A 23,836-nucleotide genomic window follows, 5' to 3' on the forward strand; every position below is an offset into this window, starting at 1 on the left:
GCTGCAGGCTCGCGTCCACATAGGCCGTGCGGCCCTCGGGCGAGCTGGTCAGCAGGGCGCGCGCGTGTGCCAGCAGCACGATCGGGTCATAGCAAGTCTGGTTGTGCACACACGAACGATCCTGTCCGTTTGCGTCGGGTTCCGTACTAGATCTTCGTGTGACGACTCTCTGACTAGATTCCGGCGCTGTCGGTCAGAACCACTCTGCGAACCCGAGGTCAACGCGTGGGCCATTCGCAACCTTCAACTGGATCGGACACCGCTTGTCCTGTCCAAGCCAAGGTGGCGGCGTCCAGTCCAACATGGCGGGATGATCTGGCGGTGTCCAGTTTAGTCGGCGGGTGCCTCTGCGCGATCGATGTCCGGTCTCGGGCCCAGACCGACACGGCCCCGGACAGCTCGCCGATCGCCATCAGTCCAGGCCTGGCGGTGAACGCGTCGCGGGGGCCGTCCCGCGTCGCGCTCGCAGGCGTTCGCGTAGGCTCCCGCAGCTGCACGGCAGAGCCCGGTGGGCATTCTCCTGTGCGATGTCCGCAGCGATGGCGGGGGTCTGGCCGCGGGGCCGGGTGAACTGGGGCGGCCTACTCAGGTGTGAGATGCGCTCGGTAGGCGCTCAGTTCGGCGGCGGCGTCGACCTGCTCAGTGTGCGCGACTAAGGCGACCGCAGTCGTGTCGGGGATGACTCCGGCCATGCAGAGAGTCTGGACGAGCTGGTGGTGCAGCCGTGCCAGCCCGATGCCGCTGACGATGAGCGGTCAGTTCGGTGATGGCGGGCGACATCGCGAAACCCCTTCTACTGGATGGCGGCCGGGCGCCCGGAGCGACCCTGCATTCGGGTTTGCTCACCCAAGGCCGTCCTTACTGCGGATCCGGTATACCAGCTCTCTGCTTCTGAGCTGCGAGATCTGCGGGTCTGGTCGGTCGCGGACGGGTGAAAACTGACCGGGCCTCCGTCGGCCACGCACGGTAAAGGCGGGGCTAATCCTCAGGCGGCGCTTTCTCGGCCGATGAGAGAAGTGCCGGGCGGGATCCGCCATGGTGTGGCGAAGGGGGCCGGGATGGGCTGGTTCGGTGGGCAGAACGCGGCGGGCCAGGCACTGGCGCAGGCCATAGCATCCGAGTCGCAGGAGAATACCGCCGCGATTATGAAGGTGTTGGACGCGCTGGCCGGCGCCGACACCACCGCAGGCGCGGCACAGGCCGCGTTGGACGCGGTCCGGGACAGTTTCGGCTGGGCGTACGGCTCGTACTGGCGGGTCAACGGCGCCGAGAAGGCGTTACGGTTCGTGACGGAGTCCGGTGACGCCGGCTCGGAGTTCCGGAAAGTGACCCTTTCCGCGTCGTTCGCCGAAGGTGTGGGGCTGGCCGGGCGGGCGTGGCGGGCCCGGGATCTGGTATTCGTCGCTGATCTCGGCGAACTCGCCGACTGTGTCCGGGCCCCGGTCGCGCAGCGAGCCGGGGTGAAGAGCGGTGTGTGTTTCCCGTTGTTCGAGGGCGGCGCCGTGGTCGCCACGATGGATTTCTTCGCCACCGAGACGTTGGATCCGTCGCCGCAGCGGCTGGACACGCTGCGCGCGGTCGGTCGGCTGGTGTCGCAGAGTCTGGAACGACTCGCGGACGGTGAGCGGCAGGCCGCGGCCACGGCCGACGCGGGCGCGGTGACCACCGTGCTGCGGGAGGTGTCGGCCGCTGCCTCGGCAGCGGACGCGGCTCGCCGGGCGTTGGACACCATCCGGCGGGAGTTCGGCTGGGCCTACGGCTCGTATTGGCAGGTCGAGCCCCGGGACAACGCGCTGCATTTCGTGGTGGAGTCCGGCACCGCGGGTGAGGAGTTCCGGCGGGTCACCGAGCAGGCCAGCTTCGCCGAAGGGGTTGGGCTGGCCGGCCGGGCTTGGCGTAAGAAGGACATGCTGTTCGTGCGGGATCTGGGGGAGCTGACGGATTGTGTCCGATCGCCCGCCGCGCAACGCGCCGGGGTGAAATCCGGGGTGGCGCTGCCGCTGATCGTGCGGGGTGCCGTGATCGGCACCATGGACTTCTTCACCACCGAGGTCCTCGACGAACTGTCCGCCGGCCGCGCCGACGCGCTGCGTAGCGCCGTGTTCCTGGTCGCCGAAGCGATGCAACGCATCGAGGAGACCAACCGGGTCAGTGCCGCCGGCGCGGAACTGGTCACCTCGATCGAGGAAGCCGAACGCAACGTCGTGCAGGCCACCACCGTCGCCGTCGAGGCACAGACCATGACCGTCAACGCGAACGCCTCCGTCCGGCGCCTCGAAGAGTCCAGCGGCAAGATCGGCGACGTCGTCAAGGTGATCACCGCTATCGCCGCACAGACCAATCTGCTCGCGCTCAACGCCACCATCGAAGCCGCTCGCGCCGGCGAACTCGGCAAAGGCTTCGCCGTGGTCGCCGGCGAGGTCAAAGAACTCGCCCAGAGCACCGCCCATGCCACCGACGACGTCGGCAACCTGGTCACCGCGATCCAAACCGACGCGGCCACCGTCGTCGAAGCCCTCGCCGGCATCGGCCAGATCGTCGACCGGATCAACGAGACCCAAACCATGATCAGCGGTGTACTCACCGAACAAGCCGCGGTTACCCGCGACATCGTCGGCGCATAAGGGGCCGGTCGCCCGCACCACGCCGAAGATCCACCGAATCCGTCGACCGGACCTGCACACCGGGATCGAAACCGTCCAGGTCTTCTTGGCGGTTCGTGAACGGCGCTCGCGTAATTCACTGGGGCGGATGCGGTGCTGACGTAATGTCCGCCCCTCGGTCCGGCAAGGCAGACCGGTCGTGCCCTGTGCCGGGTGCCTCAGAACCGGGCTGGCCGGTTGCCGAAGATCCGTTCAGCAGTGCTCAATGCCGGGTAGGCGCGCGAGTCGATACCGGAGTAGACGCGCACCGGTACGGCGACCGGGCGATGATCGCTGGGGTGGTCAGCAGGCCGGTCGGGCGGTCGGGGCTTGCGCCACCTCGTGCACGTTCGGCGACGTCGGCAGCCCCGTACCGATGTCGAGGTATTGTCGGATGCCGGCCTCGGCGGCCAGGGACCGCACGGGCCGCCGCAGGAGAGCCCTGTTCTGCAGGGGCGCGGTGGCGGCGTCGTCAGCCGGCCGCGTGTCCTCAGTAGCGGAACGCGGCCACCATTGTGCGCAGCCGGCCCGAGATGTCGGCAAGGTCCGCTGCCGTGGACTCGGTCGCCTGCGCCGTGTCGCGGGTGGCCGTGGTCACCTGCACGACCTCGGCCAGGTCGCCGCTGATCTGCGACGTGCCGCCCGCCGCGCGGTTGAGGTCGCCCGTCATGGTGCGGGTCGTCGCGCTCTGCTCCTCCACCGCCGAGGCGATGGTGTTCTGGTAGTCGTTGATCTTCCCGATGACCTCGCCGATGCCGGAGATGGCCTCGACCGCCGCCCGGGTGTCGTTCTGGATCACCTCGGTGCGCCGGCTGATCTCCTCAGTGGCCTTCGCCGTCTCCTGCGCCAGGTCCTTGACCTCCCCGGCGACCACGGCGAAGCCCTTGCCCGTCTCGCCGGCCCGCGCGGCCTCGATAGTGGCGTTGAGGGCCAGCAGGTTGGTCTGCTCCGCGATGGCGGTGATGGCCTTGACCACGCTGTCGATCTCGCCGGACGACGCGTCCAACTTGGTCATGAGCTGCCGGGCGTCCGCGGCGACCTCCACCGCGTTGGCGGCCACCTGCGCGGCCTCGGTCGCGCTCATGGCGATCTCCCGGATGGCCGCGCCCATCTCCTCGGCGCCCCCGGCCACGGCCTGCACGCCGGCGCTGACCTCGCCGGCCGCGGTGTCGATGGAGCTGACGCGGTTCGACGCCTGGTCGGTGCTGCCGCTGAGCGTGCGGCTCGCCTGCTGCAGCTCACCCGAGCGGTCGGCGAGCCCGGTGCTCATCGAGGCGAGGGACTGCATGGTGGTGCGCAACTGGGCTGCGGCGCGGTGCACCGAGCGGGACATCTCGCCGATCTCGTTCGACGCCTGGTCCGGCGGGCGCTCGGTGAGGTCGCCGTCGGCCATGGCCGAGACGACGTCGCGCAGGGCGTACAGCCGCCGGTTCAGCGACCGGCCCACCATCAGCGCGAACGCGGCGGCCATGAGCACCCCGGCGACCAGCACGATGGCGATCACCGTCCGGGCCTCATCAGCCGCCGCGCGGGCGGCGGCCGCGCTCTCGGTCGCGCGCTGCTGGGAGACCTCGACCAGCGCGTCCAGGTCCTCGATGGCCTTGCCGATGGCCGGGTTCAGCGTGCTGGAGCGGAACTGCTGCCACTCCTCGATCTTGCCCGCGTTCTTGAGCGCGGACGACTGCTTGCGCAGGTCGAGGTAGGTCGTCCAGGTGCCCTGGAAGGACTCCATCGCCGCCCGCTCGGTGGCGCCGACCGGCAGGGTGCTGTACTCGCCCAGGCGGGTGGTGACCAGGTCGTAGGTGGCGGATGCCTCGTCGGCGTACGCGCTGGCCTTGGCCGGGTCGGTGGCCGTCAGGTTCGACAGGCTCGCCCAGCGCGCGTGCCAGATCAACTGCTGGACGTCCTTGACCGTCGCCAGCGGGCGCAGGGCCTCGCTGTAGATCGCCTCCGCCCGGCCCGCGGTCGCGTTGGTCCGCGTGATCCCGACCGTGCCGACGATCATCGCGACCAGCAGGGCGACCCCCGCCGACGCCAGCAGGCTGCTTCGCATACTCATGGACCGCATGACGGTGTCCCCTCGCGGTATCCGCACCTGGCCGAAGATCATGAGACCACCCCGGCCGGTCACCGCGGGCGAATTCGGCGAAGACCGCCGCGCACACCCGCGTCACCTGCTATGCGGGTGAGTTCCAAGTCGACGTTCGCCTGCCACGTGAGCTGGTCAGACATCCCTTGGCCGTTGGCGCAGAGGTGGTCGCACCGATGGCGTCCCAAACGGATTGATCGAGATCGGTAGGCTTCGGTGCAGGTGGGGTCCGTAGCGCAGGGGTAGTCGCGCCGCCCTGTCAAGGCGGAGGATGCCGGTTCGAGTCCGGTCGGGCCCCACCCTCACGGGGGCAGGGGTGGGACTGGTGGATGGGCTGCTGGCCGGGCTGTCCGGCGTCGAAGAGGCAATCACCCCGGGCGGCGTCCGGCTCCTCAGCGGCGAGGTTCCGCGCGGCCGGCATGACGAGGTGTGGCGCGACGTGCTCTCGGTGAGGTCGGTGACGTTGCCCGTAAACAGGTGCGCGGCGACCACTGGTCGTTCTGGTGGGACTGACGGAGCTCGGGTATCAGGTCGAGGTCGGGATCTCGGTCACCCTGCCTCCGGAGTGGTAGACGCGGAGGGTGGTCAGGTCGAAGCCGTCGTCGACCAGGTAGGCGTCGACGCAGCGGACCTTGCTGCGACCGCCCGCCGGGATCGGGCCGCCGGAACAGGACGGGTCGCGGCCGAAGAGGCCGGCGGAACGGCTGACGCACCACCCGGGGACGATCGGCCGGAACCAGCCGGTCTGCTGGGCCCCGCAGCCGGCCGCCAAGGTCGTCGCCTCGCGGGCGAAGTGGAAACCGATGGCCGGCGCCTCGCGGTCGTCGCGGCGGTTCTCGACCGTGATGTCGAGGTACAGGTACCGGCGGCCGGGGGCGGCCGGCGACGTCTTCAGATGTGCCTCCGACACGCGATAGGTCCAGCCGTCGGCCGAGGTCAGGGTGGTCTCGACGTCGAGCAGCGTGGTGTGGCCGCGGAGGTAGGCCCCGGACCATCCGCCCAGGGCCGCGACGACGACCAGCAGCACCGGCCCGGCCGCGGCCAAGAACCGCCGCGGGCCGGGCCCGGTCGAGCCGAGGCTCCGGCTCAGGTCTCGCTTGAACCGCCGATGATGCTGGACGCTGGCCGCGACGCGCTGTGAAAGCAACGCCAGGGCGGCGGGGTCGTCGGGCCAGGCCCGCAACGACGCCAGCGCCGCGTGGGTCGCTGGGTCGTCCCGGGCCAGCTGGTCGAGGACGCCGAGCGTCCGTTCGGCGGTCCGGTCGGGTTTCGGGTCCGGCGTGCGGAACAGCGTGCGCCGGAAGTATCCGAGCACGATGTCGATCGCCGCCGTCGTGAGTGCGCGCTCCACCGTTGATCCACTCCCGTCGTTCGAGGAACACTCGAAACTGACGGACTCCGCGCCGCGCGGGTCACCCTTACGAGGACGGCGAACGGTTTACCGGGGGACGCGGCGGGAATGGGTGCGGTCATGGAAGAGGACGGTCTCACCCGGCTCGGCCGGTACATCGGGCCGGCGGCGCTGCCCGGTGACCGGGCCACGATCCGGCGGAGCGCCGAGATCCTGCTGGCGCCGGACGACCTGCTGGCCGACCTCGACCGGCTGCCGCCCGGCGCCACCTATCACTCGGTCGTCGAGATCTGGGACGCGGTCAGGAACGCGAACGCTTGACGATGTCGCGGACCTCGGGGGCGACCTCGGCCGCGAGCCGTTCGTAGGACCGCGCGTCGTCGCCGCCGAAGATGAAGCCGCTGATCCCGTGGTTCAGGGCCAGGTCGGCCAGCCGTTCGGCCGATCCGTCGAAGCGCATGAAGTTCATCAGCCGGCGTACGGCGGCGGGGGAGCGCCCCGCCTCGGTAGCCGCCTCGTCGATGTGGGCGTTCATGCCGGGCAGCGACGCCACGCCGTCCGGCAGGTAGTCCATCGACGGCAGCCACCCGTCGCCCAGCGCGCCGGTCAGCGCCAGCATCTTCGGCTTGTACGCGCCCACCCAGACACCGATGTCATGCGCCGGCTTGGGCCCGCGCTTCGCCCCGCTGACCTGGTAGTACGTGCCGTCGTGCTGCACCCGGTCGCGGGCCGAGGTGTCCCACAGGTCGCGGATGACGCCGATCCCCTCGGCCAGCGCCTCGATCGACTGCCCGGCGGTGAGCCGGCGGCCGCCCATCGCGACGATCGGGTCCCAGAAGGCGCCGGCCCCGATGCCCAGCTCGAACCGGCCGCCGCTGAGCAGGTCGAGCGACGCCGCGGCCCGGGCCAGCACGGCCGGCGGCCGCAGCGGCAGGTTGATCACGTTGCCGGTGATCCGGATCCGGGAGGTCCGCGCCGCGACGTACGACATCAGGGTCCAGGTGTCGAGGAACGTGGGCTGGTAGGGGTGATCCTGGAAGGTGACCAGGTCGAGCCCGGCCCGGTCGGCGGTCACGGCCAGCTCGACGGCCTGCCGGTCCTGGGCGGTCGGCGTCACGAACGCGCCGAACAGCAGATCGTGCCCGTAGTCGGTCATGAGTTCTCTCCTACCCAGAAGTTGTCGCGGAACAGATGTGTGGGGTCGTACCGCTGCTTCAGCGACCGCAGCCGGGCCAGCACGTCCGGCGGGAACGCGTCGTGCAGCCGCGCGGGCCGCGGGTCGGTCTCGAAACTGAGGTAGAGACCGTCGAAATGGCCGGCCAGGCGGTCCCAGGCCTGGTCGAGCCCGTCGCGGTCGGCGCCGATCGCGGTGACCTGAAATTCGGGGGTACGGTGCGAGAACGCGGTTGCCTCCCGGGTGGTGTCGGCGATCGCCCCGCCCATGTGGCGAAGGGCGAAGAAGAACACCTTTCCGGTACGCAGCAGAGCCGCCGCGTCGCGCGCGAACTCGTCGGTCAGCACGGGCAGGAACCCGGACCGGGCCATCGGCTCACCCCGGCCGTGGTGACCGTCGGGGCCGACGTCGGCCGCCCCGGCCATGATGCCGGCGTATCGGGTCAGCACCACCTGCTGCTGGGCGAGCAGGCCGGTCCCGGCGAACGGGGTGAGCCGCTCGACCACCACGTCGGGGTCGGGGGAGTCGACCACCCCGTACAGCTGGATCACCGTTTGGCCCTGCCGGGGCGGACCGGCGATCAGGAACACCGTGGTGTCCCGCGGCGCCTCGCGGGCCACCTGCCCGTACTGCCGCAGCGACTGCTCGAGGTCGGGGCTGACCAGGGTGAGCTGGGCCCACCCGACCTCGTGCACCTCGCTCGCCTGGAACTCGAACGCGGTCGCGACACCGAAGTTCGCGCCGGCTCCGCGTACCCCCCAGAAAAGGTCTTGGTTGAGGGTCTCGTCGGCGCGGATCTGGGTGCCGTCGGCCAGCACGAGCTCGACGGCGACCAGGCTGTCGATGGTCAGGCCGTGCTCGCGGGAGAGGAAGCCGATGCCGCCCGCGGTGGCCAGCCCGCCGACCCCGACGCCGCCGTAGTCGCCCGAACCGATCGCCCAGTCGTACTTATCGAGCTCGGCCGCCACCTGTTTCCAGGTCGCGCCGGGGCCGATCCGCACGAGCCGGGTCGCCTCGTCGAGCACCTCGATGTCGTTCATCCGGCTGACGTCGATGACCAGCCCGCCGTCGTTGGTGGAGCGGCCGCTGACGCCGTGCCCGCCGCTGCGCAGGCCGAGCGGCAGATCGGGGTGCCGTCTCGCGAAGCGGAGCGCGTCGGCCACCTCGTCCGGCGTGCGGGGCTGGAGGATCAGGCCCGGTGAACCGCCACGCATGTAGGTCGACCGGCGTCCGCGGAAGCCCGGATCGCCCGGTTCGATGGTCGCGTCGGCCAGCGACGCGGGGACGTCGTCGTAGGCGATGCCGGCCCGCCGCTTCGCCCGCACGGCCGCGGTTCGCCCGGTGCGGTCGCGTTCGGTGACCTGGATCCGGTCGATGTCGGACGCGGGCCTGACCTGGACGCCGGCCGGCGCCGAGGTGAGCACCCGGCCGCCGGCCAGGAAGCCCAGGCTCTCGACCGCCTTGGCCGCCATCGCCTCGGAGATCGCCGCCGGGTCGTGCTCGATCGCGATCGGGATCTGCCGGGTACGCCCGGCGAGCCAGGCCGCGGTCGTCCAGGGGTCGAGCCCCTGACCGTCATCGTCATCGTCGTCGTCCTGGAGGACGATCAGATCCAGCCCCCTGGCCTCGGCCCGCTCGGCCAGGGCGAGCAGCTCGTCCCGTCCGTGCCGGGCCAGGCTGAGGGCGATGCCCCACTCGACCGCCATGCGATCCTCCGGATACTCGATCGTCGTCTTGCTAGATAGTATTCCTAGCAGATGATCTGTCCAACAGATAGGATGGGGCGGTGAGCAACGCGACAGCGGACTTCGCCGCGGCCCTCGGGACCGTGCTGCGGACGTACGCGGAGATCTCCGGTCCTAAGCTGGTGAATTTCCCGCAGGGTGCGCGCGGCTACCAGACGCTCGTCGAGGTGGCCCAGGTCGAGCCGCCCAGTCAGGCCGTGCTGGCCGCGAAGCTGGGCATCGACCGCACGATGATGACCTACCTGATCGACGACCTGGTCGAGGCCGGGCTGGTCGAGCGCCGCCCCAACCCGGCCGACCGCCGCCAGCGGCGCATCGTGGCCACCGCGCGGGGGCTCGACGCGGTCGCCGAACTCTGCGAGCAGATGGCCGAGGCGGAGGAGGCGGCCATGGCCAACCTCGACGCCGAGGAGCGCGCGGTGTTCCGCCGCCTGCTCAGCAAGGCCGCCGGCACCGGGCCCGTACACACCGTCGAGGCCTGTTCGATCGTGGAAAGCGCGCTCGGAGCTAGGTGATCCGACGCTGGGTGAGCAGTCGCTCGAACCCGTCCAGCAGGCGCTGCAGACCGAACTCCATCAACCGGTCGAGAGCCAGGTCGGTCTCGGGCGCCTTGATGTGGTGGGCCAGCAGCGGGAAGCCGGCGTCGGTGACCGTCGCGGCCGCCCGGTCGCCCTGGCGGTCCAGCCACTCCTCGCCGCTGATCCCGGTCTCCTGCTCGGCCTGCGCCTCCGACTCCAGGTTCAGCGCGTGCCCCCGGACGTACCCGGCCAGCGTGACCGCGGCCAGCAGCATCTCGTCGGGCGAGAGGCCGTGCCCGTCGAGCACCCGCAGCGTCCACTCGCTGTGGGCCATCGCGTGCGGGGCCGGCTGCGGCCGGGTGAACGACAACGCCTGCGCCAGCCAAGGATGCCGGCAGTAGAGCGCCCACTGCTGCCGCGAGATCGCCTCGAGGTTCGCCCGCCAGCCGTCCGGCGACGGCGCCGGGGGCGGGCTGGTCGCGAACACCCGGTCCATCATCAGCAGCAGCAACTCCTCCTTGTCGCCGACGTGCCGGTAGAGCGACATGGTGGCCACCTTCGCCTCGCCGGCCAGCCGCCGCATCGACAGCCCCGCGAGCCCCTCGGCGTCGGCGATCCGGATGCCCGCCTCGATCACCAGGTCGCGCATCGACCGGCGCGGCGCCACCGCCGTGGTGCCCGGGATGCCGTGCGCCACCACGGTTCCACGGCCGGGCCGGGCGTCCACCAGGCCCCAGGACCGCAACTCGGCGATGACCTTGGTGGCGGTCGCCATGGCCACGCCGTACCGCCGGGTCAGCTCCCGGGTCGACGGCACGCGATCACCGGCGGCGAGATCACCCGACGCGATGCGGGCCGCGATCTCCCCGGCGATCCTCCGGTACGGCGGCTCCACGCGTTCTCCTTGCACTAGTGCGGTGCACTATCCCGCCACCAGAAACCGTGGTGTTAGCCCTACTTCGGGCCCCGGTGCATCTTCGTACGGTGTTCTCATGAATGCAGTCAGCATAGAAGACCTGCGCCGGGTGTACGACGGCGACGTGATCGCGGTGGACGGGGTGACCGCCCAGTTCGCGGCCGGCACGTTCACCGCGGTGATGGGACCCTCCGGCTCCGGCAAGAGCACCCTGTTGCAATGCGCGGCGGGACTGGACCGGCCGACCTCCGGACGCGTGCTGATCGGCGGCACCGAGCTGACCGCCACCCGGGAGGCGGCGATGACCCGGTTCCGGCGCGAGCGGGTCGGGTTCGTCTTCCAGGACTTCAACCTGATGCCGGCGCTGACCGTCACCCAGAACGTGACGCTGCCGCTGCGGCTGGCCGGGCGCCGGGTCCCGGCCGGCCGGGTCCACGACCTGCTGGCCGGGCTGGGCCTGGGCGACCGGCTCGGCCACGTGCCGGCCGAGCTGTCCGGCGGGCAGCGGCAGCGGGTGGCCATCGCCCGGGCGCTGATCGCCGAGCCCGACGTGGTGTTCGCCGACGAGCCGACCGGCGCGCTGGACCTGCGCGGCGCACGCGAGGTGCTCGACCTGCTGCGGGCGGCGGTGCGCGACTTCGGCCGTACGGTCGTGATGGTCACCCACGACCCGGTGGCCGCCGCGTACGCCGACGCCGTGCTCTTCCTCGCCGACGGCCGCGTCGTCGACCGGATGGACCAGCCCACCGCCTCAGCCGTGGCCGAGCGCCTCACCCTGGTGGGCGTCTCATGATCATCGTCGCCCTCGCGCTGAGCGGCCTGCGGCATCGCACCGGCGCGTTCGTCGCGACCTTCGTGTCCGCGACCCTCGGCGCCGCGATCCTGATGACCTTCGCCGCCCTGCTCGACACCGCGGCCGGCACCACCGACACGGTCAGCCGCGACGCCCTGATCCTGATGGCCTCGGTGGCCGGCGGCTGGTGTCTGCTGATCGTGGTGTTCGCGGTGTCGTCCACGATGTCCCTGTCGGTGCGGCAGCGCTCGCCCGAGATGGGCGTCCTGCGCCGGGCCGGCGCCACCCCCGGCCAGCTCACCCGCATGATCGTCGGCGAGGCGGTGCTGGTCGCGCTGATCGCCGCCGCGGTCGCCGTGCCGATCGGCCTGGCCCTGGGCCGGGTGCTGCTCGACCTGCTCGCCGACACCGGGCAGGTCACCGCGTCGGTCGGGTACGCCTTCGGCCCGATCGCCCTCGGCCTGGGTTTCGGGGTCACGGTCCTGGGCTCGGTCCTCGGGGCGCTGCTGGCCGCCCGCCGCCGGCCTTCCCCCGCCCGGTCAGCCCGCGGGCGGGGCCGCGTCATCGCCGCCGTGGTCCTCCTGGCCGCCGGCGTGACCTGCGGCGTGCTGACCGCGACCGTGATGAAGGGTCAGGGCGCCGCGGCCATGCAGACGGCCGGCCAGGCGTCCATCTGGTCCGCGGCCGGCCTGGCCCTGCTGGCGCCGTGGCTGCTGCGGCTGACCGCCCGGGCCGTTCCCCGGCTCGGCGCCTCGGGCGACCTGGCCGTCATCAACGTCCGGCAGCAGGCCGCGACCCTGTCCGGGGCGGTCATGCCGGTGATCATCTTCGTCGGCATCAGCACCGCCACGGTGGCCATGCAGGCGATCGAGGACACGGCGTCGGCGGGCCGGGTGCGGCCCGGCCTCGAGAAGAGCATCCAGACCCTGAACTATGTGGTCGTCGGCATGATCGCCCTGTTCGTGGCGATCATGCTGGTCAACACGGTGCTGGCCGTCACCGCCGGTCGCCGCGGCGAGTTCGCCCGCCAACGCCTGGCCGGCGCCACCCCCGGACAGACCCTGACCATGGTCGCCGCCGAGAGCGCCCTGCTGACCGTGACCGGCGTGGGTTCCGGCCTGCTCGCCTCGGTGGTGACGATCCTGCCGTACGGCTACGCCCGCGCCGGCGACTGGACCCCACCGGTGCCCGCCTGGCCGTTCCCGCTGATCGCCGCGATCGCGGTGCTCCTGACCTTAGCGGCGACGCTGGGCGCGACCCGCCGCGCGATCCGGGGCCGCGCGATCACCGCGGTGGCCTGATCGCGAGGCGGGTCCGGACCGGAGCAGGGTCAGGGGCGTGGGTCCGCCCACTCTCCCCGCCGAGGGCGCAGTAGCAGGCCGCAGATGGTGTGCCGTCCGGACCTACCACCGTCTCGACCAGTGGTAGAGCAGCGCGGCATTACGGCCCCGAATACCGTCAGGGCCTACCACTGCCACGGACGGTGGTGGGGCAGCACGGCGTCGCCCGCCCGGATACCGTCAGGGGCTACCACCGGTGCTGGGCAGCGGGGGTGAGGGGCGGCAGGGAGGGGGAGTGGGCCGCCGTGGTCCGAGCCGGCGCGGGAGCCACCAGTTGGCCCGGTCGAAGAGGACCACCAGGGCGGGTACGAGGATGGCGCGGATCACCGTGGCGTCGAGGAGGATGCCCAGGCCCAGAGCGGTGGCGAAGATCTTGACCTCGGTGCCGGGCGTGCCCGCCAGTGACGCGAAAGCCAGGAACAGGATCAGCGCCGCGCCGGTGACCAGGCGGCCGGTGCGGGCCAGACCGACGACCGTCGCCTCGATCGTGGAGCCGAGGCGGTCGTACTCCTCGCGGATGCGGGCCAGGATGAAGACCTCGTAGTCCATGGACAGCCCGAACAGGAAGGCGAAGACCAGCACCGGCACCCACTCGGTCAGGGCGCCGGTGGCGTCGATGCCCCAGACCCGTTCGGAGAGCCGGCCGTCCTGCCAGGTCAGGACCAGCAGGCCGTAGGTGGCGCCGACGCTGAGGACGTTGAGCAGGACGGCCTTCACGGCGAGCAGGACCGAGCGGAACGCACGTATCAGCAACACCAGGGTGACCACGACGATCAGAATGAGAACGACCGGGGCGTTGCCGTAGACCGCGTCGACGAAGTCGCGGCCCTGGGCGGTGGTTCCGCCGACGCGGGCGAAGGGCAGACCGACGTAGCTCGCCGGGTGGTCGGCCAGCACGACGACCAGCCGGGTGCCGTCGCGGGACCAGTCGGTGGGAGCCACCGCGGCCCGGATGCCGGGCCGGCGGGCCGCGGTCGCGGCGATCTGGCCGGCCTCCGTCGCGTCGGCCAGCACGTAGGCCGGACTCAGCACGCCGGGACCGATGCCGCTCGCGGTCAACGTGTCGAGGGCGGCCCGGGCCGGTCCGGAGGAGGCCATCGAAGCGGGCGCCGGCGCGCCGAGCCGGATCGAGAACGCCGGGACGATCAACGCGACCAGGACGATCCCGGCGGCGAGCGCGCTGATCAGCGGCCGCCGCGTGACCAGCCGCGCCCACCACGTCCACCAGCGATCCGTCCCGCCCCTCCGGGCCGGCGGCCGGCCGGCCGGACGAGGGGAGAGGCGGGGGCCGACAGTGGCCAGCAGGACCGGGAGCAGGGTGATCGACACCAGGACGGCGAGGAGGGGGACCAGGAGGCCGCCGAACCCCATCGCCCGCAGGAAGGGGACCGGCAGGACGATCATCGCGGCCAGCGACACCGCGACCGTCACGCCGCTGAAGACGACCGCGCCGCCGGCCGTGGCCATCGCTCGGACGACCGCTTCCTCGTCGGGGAGGCCGGCGACCCGCTCCTCGCGCCAGCGGGTCGTCACGAGCAGGGCGTAGTCGATGGCGATGCCCAGGCCGATCAGACCGACCAGGAACTGGACGACGAACGACACCTCGGTCAGCGCGGTCAGGCCCCAGACGGCGAGGAACGTCACCAGGATCGCGATCGCGGCGATCAGCAGCGGCAGCAACGCCAGCGCCGAGCGGAACAGCGCGACCAGCACGACGAGCGCGGCCAGCCCGGCCAGGGCGATCTCGGCGAGCAGACCGGGGCCGGTGGCGTCGCTCGCCGCCACGAACAGCGCGTCGGTCCCGGTGACCTGGACCGGGGCGCCGGCCACGGTCAGGCCGTTCAGGTTTCGCAGTGCCGCGGCATACGGCGGGAAGCCGGGCGCCGCGGGCGGATGCAGCAGGGCGAACGTCGTTCGCCCGTCGGCCGAGACGAAACCGCGGTCGCCGGTCGACGCCCAGGACACGACGCGCGCATCGCCGGACACGCGGGCCAGGGCCGTGGACCACGCCGACCGCACGCCCGGGCTGTCCACCGTGGTTCCGGGCGGAAGCGTGAGGACCAGCACCACCGGGTCGGAGGCGCCGCCGTTCCCGTACGTACGCAGAATCTCCTGGTTGGTCGCGAAGCCGGACCGGCCCGGCAGCGCGCCGAAGTCCTGGGTCATCGCCCCGGTAGTGGGGCCGGCGGCGAGCGCGCCCGCCGCGGTCAGCGCGAGCCACGCGAGCATGACCAGAAGCCGGTGCCGGAGAACCCACCGCGTGATCGCGGCCATCACGACCTCCGTCGTCTAGAATTGTCACGAACAACAAGCATCTTGATTATCGAGAGGTTAGATTGTCAAGCGAATACCCCGAGCCGCCGGAACTGCGTGCCCTGCCCGAGGCGCCGCGGGCGCTGCTGTTCGCGCTGCTCGACCTGAGCGCCGACGTCAACACGGTCGGCAACGCGGCCGCGCGCGCTATCGGCATCAACCAGACCGACCTGATCTGCCTGAACCTGCTGTTCCAGCGGGGCCCGGCCACCGCCGGCGAACTGGCCTCGGCGGTCGGCCTGACCACCGGCGCGACCACGACGGTGATCGACCGGCTGGAGCGTGCCGGCTACGTGCGGCGCACGCCGGCCCCGGACGACCGCCGCAAGGTGCTCGTGACCGCCCGCCCCGACGCGACCGGGGAGGCGTTCACGCTCTTCGACGACCTGATGGCATCGCTGGCCGAGCTGACCGCGGGCTACCGCGACGACCAGGTGGCGCTGCTGACCGAGATGCTCACCGACTTCCGGGCCCGGCTGACCAGATTCGCCGGTGATCTCAAGCGCTAGAGTTCGGCGCTGTGACCCTCGACAGTGGAATCCCGCACAGCGCCCGGATCTGGAACTACTGGTTGCAGGGCACGGACAACTTCGAGTCCGACCGGGTGGCCGGCGAGCAGATCCTGGCCGTGGTTCCTGACCTGGTGACCTCGGCCCGGGCCGACCGGGAGTTCCTGGCCCGGGCGGTCACCTTCCTGGCCGGCGAGGCGCGTGTCCGGCAGTTCCTCGACATCGGCAGCGGGCTGCCCACCGCGAACAACACCCACGAGGTGGCCCAACGGGTGGTCCCGGGCGCGCGGGTCGTCTACGTGGACAGCGACCCGCTCGTGCTCACCCAGGCCCGTGCCTTGCTGACCAGCACCGGCGAGGGCGCCTCGGACTACGTCGAGGCCGACCTGCGCGATCCGGGGACGATCCTGACCGCCGCGAGCCGGACGCTGGACCTCGGGGAGCCGGTCGCGATCATGCTGCTCGGCGTCCTGAACTTCATCATCGGCGACGACGAGGCGCGGGCCGTTCTGCGGCGGCTGATCGACGCCGTGCCGGCCGGCAGCTACCTGGTCGTCTCGCACCCGACCACCGAGGTGCACGGCGAGGCGATGAGCGAGGCGGTACGCCTGTGGAACTCGACCGGCGGCGCCGAGATGCGGCTGCGCGACCGGGCCGGCGTGGAGGCGTTCTTCGCCGGGCTCGACCTGCTCGACCCGGGCGTGGTCACCTGTTCCCGGTGGCGCGCCGACGGCGTCGCCGTGTCGCACTACGCCGGGGTGGCGCGCGTCGTCACCGGGTAGCGGTCCCGGGGAAGCTGACGGTCACGGTGAGGCCGCCGGACGGGAGCGGCGACGCGGTCACCGTGCCGCCGTGGGCGCGGGCCACCGCCCGGACGATCGACAGGCCCAGGCCGGTGCCGGTGGATGAGCCCACCCGGTCGGTGAGGCGCTGGAACGGCTCGAACAAACGCGGCACCTCGTACGCCGCGATCACCGGGCCGGTGTTGGTCACGGTCAGCGTGCCCGGCGTGCAGGTCACCGACACCGAGCCGCCGGGAACGTTGTAGGCGACCGCGTTCTCGACCAGGTTCTGCACCATGCGTTCGAGCAGCACGGGGTCGCCGGTGATCGGGGCCGGCGCGGTCGACACGTCGGTGACCTCGTGGATCGCCGCGACGTGGGTGACGACGTCGGCCAGGTCGAGCGGGACCGGGTCGGCCAGCTCCTGGTCGCCGCGGGCGAGCAGCAGCAGGCCGTCGATCAGGCGCTCGTGCCGGGCGTTGATCACGAGCAGGGTCTCGCCGAGCCGGCGTACGTCGGGGGAGGGGTCGGGGTGGGTGAGCGCGACCTCGATCAGCGTGCGGTTGATCGCGAGCGGGGTCCGCAGCTCGTGCGAGGCGTTGGCGGCGAACCGGCGCTGCGCCGCGAACGCCGCGTCGAGCCGGGCCAGCATGTCGTCGAAGGTGTCGGCGAGGCGGCGGAGCTCGTCGCGGGGACCGGTCATGCCGATGCGTTCGTGCAGGTTGCGGTCGGCGACCCGGCGCGCGGCGGCGGTGATCTCGTTCAGCGGGCGCAGCGTACGCCCGGCCGCGAACCAGGCCAGGCACACGCCGGCCACCGCGACCCCGCCCAGCGCCAGGCCACCCTGCTGGAGCAGCGACTTCAGGGTCGCCGAGCGGAAGTCGACCTGGATCTTCCGGGCCACCTCGGCGCTCTTCATCAGATCGACCTGCTGGGCCGTGGTCAGCTGCGGCACCTCGCCCCGCCGAAGCGCGACGTCGTCCAGCGGCACGGAGTCGCCCGACGCCGGGTAGGCCGGAGCGCCCGCCCGGGTCGCCGGGATCTCGGCGATGGCCAGCACCGCCGTCTGGCTGACCGGCTGCCGGTTCAGCGCCTGGGCCAGGAGCAGGTAGGTGATCGTCAGCAGTATCGCCCCGGCCAGCATGAACAGGCCTCCGTAGAGGACGGTCAGGCGCAGGCGGACGGTCCAGCGGTGGCTCATCGGATCTGGTACCCCACTCCGGTGATCGTCTCGACCACCTGCGGTGGCCCGAGCTTGCGGCGGAGCGTCATCACGACGACCCGGACGACGTTGGTGAACGGGTCGGTGTTCTCGTCCCAGGCGCGTTCCAGCAGCTGCTCGGTGCTGACCACGGCGCCGGCGGCCCGCAGCAGCTCCTCGAGCACGGCGAACTCCTTGCGCGACAGGCCGACGACCCGCCCGTCCCGGAAGACCTCGCGGTGGGCCGGGTCGAGCCGGATCCCGGCGCGTTCCAGCACCGGTGGCGCGGCCGGCCGGGCCCGGCGGCCGAGGGCCCGCACCCGGGCCACCAGTTCGGCGAACGCGAACGGTTTGGCCAGGTAGTCGTCGGCGCCCAGGCCCAGGCCGTGCACCCGGTCGGTGAGCTCACCGGCGGCGGTGAGCATCAGGATGCGTACCTCGCCACCGGCCACCGCCCGGCACACGTCGTCGCCGTGCACGCGGGGCAGGTCACGGTCGAGCACCAGCACGTCGTACTCGTTGACGGCCAGCCGCTGCAGCGCCGCGTCGCCGTCGTGGACCGTGTCCACGGCCAGGGCCTGGAGGCGGAGGCCCTCGGCGATCGCCTCCGCCATCACGACCTCGTCCTCGGCGATCAGTACCCGCATCGGGACATGGTTACCGGTCGAGCAGTAAGAAAGCTGTAAGCGCCGGCGCTGATGATGATCTTACGGGCGACCCGGTGTGCTGGGCGGCATGAAGCGATTCGTTGTGCCCCTGCTGCTGGTGACCTTCGCGCTCGGGGGTTGTTCCGGAACCGAGGACCGAGCCGCGCCCGCCCCGTCGGCGTCGGCCGACCAGGTGACGCAGATGCGGGCGTACGCGAAATGCATGCGCGCCAACGGCGTCGACATGCCCGACCCGACCGGCGAGGGCATGCCCGGCCTGCCCGCGATGAAGGTCGGCTCGCCCGAGATGAAGACGATCGAGGCCGCCTCGGAGAAGTGCCGTGACCTGCTCCCGGTCGGCGCGGCCGGCGACCCGCCGAAGCCGTCGGCGGAAGAGCTGGAGAAGTCTCGCGCGCAGGCCAAATGCTTCCGGGAGAACGGGCTGCCCAACTTCCCCGACCCCGACCCGGAGACCGGCGCGGTGCCGATGGACCCGAGTGTTCCGCTGAGCCGGGACAAGATGCTGGCGGCCACCAAGAAGTGCGGCGGCACCATGCCGGCCATCCAGGTGGGCTGATGGGCCGCCGAACCGTCATCGGGGTGACCACGGCCGTGGTCGCGCTGGCCGGAGCGGGCACGGCGGCGGTCGTGCTGCGCGATCCCGGCCCGGCGACCGGTACCTCACCCGGACCAGCGGCCACCACGACGGTCGAGCGCGAGACGTTGTCGGGTTCGGTCACGGTCGACGGCGAGCTCGGGTACGGCGAGGAGGTGCCGATCGCCGCCAAGGCCCCCGGCACGGTCACCTGGCTCCCCAAGGCCGGCGCGACCGTCAAGCGCGGCGGCACCGTGCTGCGCGCCGACAACCTTCCGGTCGTCCTGCTCTACGGGCCGCTGCCGATGTACCGCGAGCTGCGTCCGGGTCTCGAGGGCCCGGACGTGGCCCTGCTGGAACGCAACCTGCGCGACCTCGGCTACGACGGCTTCACGGCCGACGACGAGTACACCGCGCTGACCGCCAAGGCCGTGCGGCGGTGGCAGAAGGATCTGGGCCGGAAGGAGACCGGGGTGGTCGACCCGTCGTGGCTGGTGGTGGCCGACGACGCGATCCGGGTGGCCGCTCTCAAGGTGCGCCCGGGAGCGCCGGCCACCGGCGAGGTGCTGACGTACACCCGGGCCGGGTCGGTGGTCACGGTCAAACTGGAGGCGGACCAGGCCGGTTGGGCGCAGGCCGGCGTCAAGGTCACGGTCACGCTGCCCAACGGCAAGGAGACGCCCGGCACCGTGACGTCGATCGGCGCGAAGGCCGAGCCGAAGGATCCGGGGGAGGAGCCCACGGTCCCGGTCACCGTCGCGCTGGGTGACGGCGCCCCGCTCGGCAAGCTGCGCGAAGGGCCGGTCACCGCGACGTACGTCAGCGAGCGCCGCAAGAACGTGCTCACCGTGCCCGTCGCCGCGCTGGTCGCGCTGGCCGAGGGCGGCTACGGGCTGGAGGTGGTCGAGGGCGGCGGGACCCGGTTCCTGCCGGTCGAGGTGGGGTTGTTCGCCGACGGCAAGGTCGAGGTACGCGGGGCCGGCCTGGCCGAGGGCATGACGGTGGGGATGCCGGCGTGATCACGATGAGCAACGTCCACAAGGTCTATCCGGGCGGGGTGACCGCCCTGGACGACGTGTCGCTGTCGGTCGAGGCGGGCGAGATGCTGGCCGTGGTCGGGCCGTCCGGCTCCGGCAAGTCGACGATGCTGCACCTGCTCGGGGCGCTCGACCGCCCGTCGGCCGGCGCGGTGCGCATCGCCGGGCACGACATCGCCACGCTCAAGGACCGGGCGCTGTCCACCCTCCGCGCCCGTACCATCGGCTTCGTCTTCCAGCAGTTCCACCTGGCCGCTGGGGTGTCCGCCCTGGACAACGTGGCCGACGGCCTGCTCTACACCGGCGTGCGCCGCGGCGAGCGCCGGGACCGCGCCCGGGTCGCGCTGGACCAGGTCGGCCTCGGGCACCGCGCCCGGCACCGGCCGCACGAGATGTCCGGCGGCGAGCGGCAACGGGTCGCGATCGCCCGCGCGGTGGTCGCCGCCCCGGCCCTGCTGCTCGCCGACGAGCCGACCGGCAACCTGGACTCCGCCTCCGGCACGGCGGTCATGGGCCTGCTGCGCGACCTGCATCGCGCCGGCACGACCACGGTCGTGATCACCCACGACCGCGACCTCGCGGCCGCCCTGCCCCGGCGCATCGCGCTGCGCGACGGAAAGCTGGTGAGCTGATGCGGCCGGCACGCCTGGCCGCGGCCGACATCCTCCGCCTCGGCGCCGCCGGCCTGCGGGCCCGCCCGATGCGCATGGTGCTCTCGGCGGCCGGGATCGCGATCGGCATCGCGGCGATGCTCGCGGTCGTCGGCATCTCGGCCTCCAGCCGGGCCGACCTGGACCGGTCCCTGGCCGCCCTGGGCACCAACCTGCTCACCGTGACGCCCGGCGAGACCTTCGGTGGCGACGCGGCGGTCCTGCCGCCCGAGTCGCCCGCGATGGCCGGCCGGATCGCCGCGGTGCGGTCGGTCAGCGCCACCGGCAAGCTGGACGCCAAGGTCTACCGCAACGAGTACATCCCGGTGGCCGAGTCCAGCAGCGTCACCGTGCTGGCCGCCCGCCCCGACCTGCTCGCCACCCTGGAGGCGCGGCTGGCCCGCGGCCGCTGGCTCACCACCACCAAACCCGGCTCGCCCGCGGTGGTGCTCGGCGCCGGCGCGGCCGAGCGGCTCGGCGTCCACGCCCCCGGCCAACGGCTGTGGCTGGGCGGCCAGTGGTTCTCGGTGGTGGGCATCCTCGCCGCCGCGCCGCTGGCCCCCGAGCTCGACTCGGCCGCGCTGGTCGACTGGTCGACCGCCACCACCCGGCTCGGCTTCGACGGCCACCCGACCATGCTCTACACGCGGTCCGACGAGGCGGCCGTCGAGCAGGTCCGCCGCCTGCTCGGCCCCACCGTCAACCCGGCCGCCCCCAACGAGGTGAAGGTGTCCCGCCCGTCCGACGCGCTGGCCGCCGCCCGGGCCACCGACTCGGCCCTGAACGGCCTGCTGCTCGGCCTGGGCGCGGTGGCCCTGCTGGTGGGCGGCGTGGGTGTGGCCAACACGATGGTCATCTCGGTCCTGGAACGGCGTGGCGAGATCGGCCTGCGCCGCGCCCTGGGCGCCACCGGCGCGCACATCGGCCAGCAGTTCCTGACCGAGTCCCTGCTGCTCTCCACGGTCGGCGGCCTGGCCGGCGCGGCGACCGGCGCCCTGGTCACCGCGGGCTGGTCGTGGTGGCGCTCCTGGCCGGTGGCCCTGCCGCCGTGGGCCCTGGGCGGCGGCCTGGCCGCGACCATCCTGGTCGGCGTGGTCGCCGGGCTCTACCCGGCCGCGCGAGCGGCCCGGCTGGCCCCGACCGAGGCGCTGGCCCGGTAACTCGGCTGCGGGCGGCCCGGCCCGCTCCTAGGTCCTGTCTCAAATTCGCTTCCGGGGCAAAACGACTGGGATTGAATTTGCGACAGGACCTAGGCTCCGGTGATGACGTCTCAGCTGTCCGCCTTCTGTTTCGGCGCGCATGACCCGGAACGCCTCGAACGGTTCTGGACCGTGGTTCTCGGCCGCGACCCGGCCGGCCCGCCCTTCCCGGTCCGCTTCCGGCCGTCGGCGGCCGAGAAGGCCGGCCACAACCGCATGCACTTCGACCTGACCAGCATGTCGCCGGACGATCAGGAGGCGATCGTGGACCGGGCGATCAAGGCCGGCGCCCGGCACATCGATGTGGGCCAGCTCCCCGAGGAGAAGCACGTGGTGCTGGCCGACCCCGAGGGCAACGAGTTCGACGTCATCGAACCGGGCAACAACTTCCTGGCCGGCACCGGGTTCATCGGGGCGGTGGCCTGCGACGGGACGCGGGAGGTGGGGCTCTTCTGGAGCGCGGCGCTGCGCTGGCCGCTGGTCTGGGATCAGGACCAGGAGACCGCGATCCAGTCGCCTGAGGGCGGCACGAAGATCTCGTGGGGCGGGCCGCCCCTCAACCCGAAGAGCGGGCGCGAGCCGCGCTTCGAGCTGGTGGCGTCGGCCGCGGAGGTCGAGCGGCTCGTCTCGCTCGGCGCGACCCGGCTCGACGACACCACGATGACCGACCCGGACGGCAACGAGTTCTCGGTCACGGTGGAGTGACTCAGCCATCCGGTTGAGGGGACGGCTCAGCCGCCGGACCGGTAGCCGGGTCGATGTGCGGGCGCGCTCCGGCCGCGAGGCTGAGGGGCATGAATCTGAGCCGACGCACGGTCCTGGCCGCAACGGGAGCGTTGGCGGCGGGCATCCCGCCGGCCAAGCTCCGCACCACACCGCCGGCGGTCGCGATCCGGCCGGGCGACCGGCGATACGAGAACCTGTTGCGCGGCAACAACTTCAGGTTCGCGGGGCGGCCGGACGAGATCCGCGTGGCCACGAACGCCGACCAGGTGGTGGGGGCGGTGTCGGACGCGGTGCGTGGCGACAAGCGGATCGCCGTACGCAGCGGTGGTCATTGTTTCGAGAATCTGACCGCCGGCCCCGACGTCCGGATGCTCCTCGACCTCGGGCCGATGAACGGGGTCGGCTACGACGAGCGGCGGCGAGCGTTCTTCGTGGAGCCCGGCGCCACGCTCGGCGAGGTGTACCGGGCGCTGTTCAAGGGGTGGGGCGTGACCGTCCCGGGCGGCGGCTGCCCCGGGGTCGGTGCGGGCGGGCACATCGTGGGCGGGGGATACGGGCCGCTGTCCCGGCGCTACGGCTCGGTGGTCGATCACCTCCACGGCGTCGAGGTCGTGGTGGCCGACCGGGACGGCCGGGCCCGCAGGGTGGTCGCCACCCGCGAGCCGGACGACCCGAACCGCGACCTGTGGTGGGCGCACACCGGTGGGGGCGGCGGTAATTTCGGCGTGGTCACCCGCTATTGGCTGCGCTCCGAGAACATGGAGAGCGAACTGCCGCCGTCGCCGCAGAACATGCTCCAGCACGTGCTCTTCTGGTCGTGGGAACAGCTCACCGAGACCTCGTTCACCGGGCTGCTGCGCAACTTCGGCGCCTGGCACGAACGCCACAGCGCGCCCGGCTCCGCGTACCAGGGAGTCTACGGGATCTTGCAGCCCTCGCACCGCTCCGGCGGGACGGTCATGCTGGTCGTGCAGGCCGACGCCGACCTGCCGGGCATCGCCGGCCGGATGAGCGAGTTCATCGTCGCGGTGACCGCCGGCACCGGCCTGACGCCGGTCTTCGAGCAGCGCGACACGCTGTCCTGGCTGCACCGGATGACCTGGCCGGGCAGCGGCGAGGCGGGCGACGTGGTGACCCGGCGCTACAAGATCAAGGCCGGCTACCTGACGCGCGGCTACACCGAGGCGCAGCTCGCCACGATCTACCGGCACCTGACCAACGACAGCGGCGGACCGCAGGCGGGGATGCTGCTCATCGGGTACGGCGGTCAGGTCGGCGCGGTGCGCGCCCCGGCGACCGCCATCGCGCAGCGGGACGCGGTGATGAAGGTGGTCTACCAGACGGTCTGGGCGAACGAGGCCGACGACGCGGCCAGTCTGGCCTGGGTGCGGGAGTTCTACCGCGACGTGTACGCCACCAGCGGAGGCGTGCCGCCGGACGGTTCGTACATCAACTACGCCGACGCCGACCTGGCCGACCCGGCCTGGAACACCTCGGGCATCCCGGCCCAGCGGCTCTACCACGGCGACAACTACCCGCGGCTGCGCCGGATCAAGGCCACGTGGGATCCGCGGGGCGTCTTCCGGCACGCGCTGTCCATAGAGTGATG

Annotated in this window: 21 protein-coding genes, 1 tRNA gene and 2 pseudogenes; 14 read left to right on the plus strand and 10 right to left on the minus strand. The window is 72.2% G+C overall.

All coding sequences use genetic code 11. The annotated features are described in order from the left end of the window. Positions 1 to 4 precede the first annotated feature (4 nt). Positions 5 to 88, minus strand: a pseudogene (locus AB0O15_RS19120) (SAM-dependent methyltransferase); the annotation flags it as partial. Positions 89 to 1,145: 1,057 nt separating this feature from the next. Between AB0O15_RS19120 and AB0O15_RS19125 the strand changes: the two are divergent. Continuing rightward, a complete protein-coding gene (locus AB0O15_RS19125) occupies positions 1,146 to 2,624 on the plus strand; it encodes a GAF domain-containing protein (protein ID WP_364320034.1) in 1,479 nt (492 codons plus the stop codon). A 333-nt stretch (positions 2,625 to 2,957) separates the two neighbouring features. On the opposite strand, the pseudogene AB0O15_RS19130 reads toward AB0O15_RS19125, so the two are convergent. Further along, positions 2,958 to 3,095 (minus strand): annotated as a pseudogene (locus AB0O15_RS19130) (SAM-dependent methyltransferase); the annotation flags it as partial. Between the two features lie 37 nt (positions 3,096 to 3,132). Further along, on the minus strand, positions 3,133 to 4,701 hold the full coding sequence (locus AB0O15_RS19135) for a methyl-accepting chemotaxis protein (RefSeq protein ID WP_364320036.1): 1,569 nt from the start codon (positions 4,699 to 4,701) through the stop codon (positions 3,133 to 3,135). Positions 4,702 to 4,956: 255 nt separating this feature from the next. Between AB0O15_RS19135 and AB0O15_RS19140 the strand changes: the two genes are divergently transcribed. Beyond that, positions 4,957 to 5,029, plus strand: a tRNA-Asp gene (locus AB0O15_RS19140). Positions 5,030 to 5,257: 228 nt separating this feature from the next. Here the strand turns inward: AB0O15_RS19140 and AB0O15_RS19145 are convergent. Continuing rightward, complete coding sequence (locus tag AB0O15_RS19145) at positions 5,258 to 6,082, minus strand: hypothetical protein (RefSeq protein WP_364320038.1); 825 nt, start codon at positions 6,080 to 6,082, stop codon at positions 5,258 to 5,260. 120 nt (positions 6,083 to 6,202) lie between these two features. On the opposite strand from AB0O15_RS19145, the gene AB0O15_RS19150 reads away from it, so the two are divergent. Beyond that, positions 6,203 to 6,403: a hypothetical protein gene (locus tag AB0O15_RS19150; protein WP_364320040.1), complete on the plus strand. Its 201-nt coding sequence runs from the start codon at positions 6,203 to 6,205 to the stop codon at positions 6,401 to 6,403. Here the strand turns inward: AB0O15_RS19150 and AB0O15_RS19155 are convergent. Together AB0O15_RS19155 and AB0O15_RS19160 are read right to left on the minus strand one after the other, a co-directional pair. After that, a complete protein-coding gene (locus tag AB0O15_RS19155) occupies positions 6,384 to 7,238 on the minus strand; it encodes an LLM class flavin-dependent oxidoreductase (RefSeq protein WP_364320042.1) in 855 nt (284 codons plus the stop codon). The two genes, AB0O15_RS19150 and AB0O15_RS19155, sit on opposite strands and share 20 nt — an antisense overlap. Continuing rightward, positions 7,235 to 8,962 (minus strand): FAD-binding oxidoreductase, encoded by a 1,728-nt coding sequence (locus AB0O15_RS19160; RefSeq protein ID WP_364320044.1) that lies wholly within the window; start codon positions 8,960 to 8,962, stop codon positions 7,235 to 7,237. The genes AB0O15_RS19155 and AB0O15_RS19160 overlap by 4 nt, the downstream gene beginning before the upstream one ends. 80 nt (positions 8,963 to 9,042) lie before the next feature. Between AB0O15_RS19160 and AB0O15_RS19165 the strand changes: the two genes are divergently transcribed. Next, positions 9,043 to 9,516, plus strand: a complete 474-nt coding sequence (locus tag AB0O15_RS19165) for a MarR family winged helix-turn-helix transcriptional regulator (RefSeq protein ID WP_364320046.1) — start codon at positions 9,043 to 9,045, stop codon at positions 9,514 to 9,516. Here the strand turns inward: AB0O15_RS19165 and AB0O15_RS19170 are convergent. Continuing rightward, entirely contained in the window at positions 9,509 to 10,414 is a 906-nt protein-coding gene (locus tag AB0O15_RS19170) for a TetR/AcrR family transcriptional regulator C-terminal domain-containing protein (RefSeq protein ID WP_364320048.1), read from the minus strand. The two genes, AB0O15_RS19165 and AB0O15_RS19170, sit on opposite strands and share 8 nt — an antisense overlap. Positions 10,415 to 10,511: 97 nt before the next feature. On the opposite strand from AB0O15_RS19170, the gene AB0O15_RS19175 reads away from it, so the two are divergent. Together AB0O15_RS19175 and AB0O15_RS19180 are read left to right on the plus strand one after the other, a co-directional pair. Then, on the plus strand, positions 10,512 to 11,228 hold the full coding sequence (locus AB0O15_RS19175; protein ID WP_364320050.1) for an ABC transporter ATP-binding protein: 717 nt from the start codon (positions 10,512 to 10,514) through the stop codon (positions 11,226 to 11,228). After that, positions 11,225 to 12,529, plus strand: a complete 1,305-nt coding sequence (locus AB0O15_RS19180) for an FtsX-like permease family protein (RefSeq protein WP_364320052.1) — start codon at positions 11,225 to 11,227, stop codon at positions 12,527 to 12,529. The genes AB0O15_RS19175 and AB0O15_RS19180 overlap by 4 nt, the downstream gene beginning before the upstream one ends. Positions 12,530 to 12,748: 219 nt before the next feature. Here AB0O15_RS19180 and AB0O15_RS19185 read toward each other — a convergent pair whose 3' ends face one another. Next, positions 12,749 to 14,842: an MMPL family transporter gene (locus AB0O15_RS19185; protein ID WP_364320054.1), complete on the minus strand. Its 2,094-nt coding sequence runs from the start codon at positions 14,840 to 14,842 to the stop codon at positions 12,749 to 12,751. A 62-nt stretch (positions 14,843 to 14,904) separates the two neighbouring features. Here AB0O15_RS19185 and AB0O15_RS19190 point away from each other — a divergent pair, with 62 nt between their 5' ends. Together AB0O15_RS19190 and AB0O15_RS19195 are read left to right on the plus strand one after the other, a co-directional pair. After that, the gene (locus AB0O15_RS19190) at positions 14,905 to 15,390 is read left to right on the plus strand and encodes a MarR family transcriptional regulator (RefSeq protein WP_364320056.1); all 486 of its coding nucleotides are present in this window, start codon (positions 14,905 to 14,907) and stop codon (positions 15,388 to 15,390) included. Between the two features lie 11 nt (positions 15,391 to 15,401). After that, positions 15,402 to 16,172 (plus strand): SAM-dependent methyltransferase, encoded by a 771-nt coding sequence (locus tag AB0O15_RS19195; protein WP_364320058.1) that lies wholly within the window; start codon positions 15,402 to 15,404, stop codon positions 16,170 to 16,172. Here AB0O15_RS19195 and AB0O15_RS19200 read toward each other — a convergent pair. Then, a complete protein-coding gene (locus AB0O15_RS19200) occupies positions 16,162 to 17,373 on the minus strand; it encodes an ATP-binding protein (protein WP_364320060.1) in 1,212 nt (403 codons plus the stop codon). The two genes, AB0O15_RS19195 and AB0O15_RS19200, sit on opposite strands and share 11 nt — an antisense overlap. Next, positions 17,370 to 18,020 (minus strand): response regulator transcription factor, encoded by a 651-nt coding sequence (locus tag AB0O15_RS19205; RefSeq protein ID WP_364320062.1) that lies wholly within the window; start codon positions 18,018 to 18,020, stop codon positions 17,370 to 17,372. The genes AB0O15_RS19200 and AB0O15_RS19205 overlap by 4 nt, the downstream gene beginning before the upstream one ends. Before the next feature lie 88 nt (positions 18,021 to 18,108). On the opposite strand from AB0O15_RS19205, the gene AB0O15_RS19210 reads away from it, so the two are divergent. From AB0O15_RS19210 to AB0O15_RS19235, 6 genes are all read left to right on the plus strand, one after another. Next, a complete protein-coding gene (locus AB0O15_RS19210; RefSeq protein ID WP_364320064.1) occupies positions 18,109 to 18,597 on the plus strand; it encodes a hypothetical protein in 489 nt (162 codons plus the stop codon). Then, positions 18,597 to 19,634, plus strand: a complete 1,038-nt coding sequence (locus AB0O15_RS19215; protein WP_364320066.1) for a peptidoglycan-binding domain-containing protein — start codon at positions 18,597 to 18,599, stop codon at positions 19,632 to 19,634. Before AB0O15_RS19210 ends, AB0O15_RS19215 begins: the two co-directional genes overlap by 1 nt. Further along, positions 19,631 to 20,284 carry an ABC transporter ATP-binding protein gene (locus AB0O15_RS19220; protein ID WP_364320068.1) on the plus strand — a complete coding sequence of 218 codons (654 nt, stop codon included), beginning with the start codon at positions 19,631 to 19,633 and terminating at the stop codon, positions 20,282 to 20,284. The genes AB0O15_RS19215 and AB0O15_RS19220 overlap by 4 nt, the downstream gene beginning before the upstream one ends. Beyond that, positions 20,284 to 21,462, plus strand: coding sequence for an ABC transporter permease (locus tag AB0O15_RS19225; RefSeq protein ID WP_364320070.1), 1,179 nt, complete (start codon positions 20,284 to 20,286; stop codon positions 21,460 to 21,462). The genes AB0O15_RS19220 and AB0O15_RS19225 overlap by 1 nt, the downstream gene beginning before the upstream one ends. A 102-nt stretch (positions 21,463 to 21,564) precedes the next feature. Then, the gene (locus AB0O15_RS19230; RefSeq protein ID WP_364320072.1) at positions 21,565 to 22,206 is read left to right on the plus strand and encodes a VOC family protein; all 642 of its coding nucleotides are present in this window, start codon (positions 21,565 to 21,567) and stop codon (positions 22,204 to 22,206) included. A gap of 89 nt (positions 22,207 to 22,295) precedes the next feature. Next, complete coding sequence (locus AB0O15_RS19235; protein WP_364320074.1) at positions 22,296 to 23,834, plus strand: FAD-binding oxidoreductase; 1,539 nt, start codon at positions 22,296 to 22,298, stop codon at positions 23,832 to 23,834. Positions 23,835 to 23,836: the final 2 nt, after the last annotated feature.

Source organism: Actinoplanes sp. NPDC089786 (assembly GCF_040684855.1).
Lineage (GTDB): Bacteria > Actinomycetota > Actinomycetes > Mycobacteriales > Micromonosporaceae > Actinoplanes.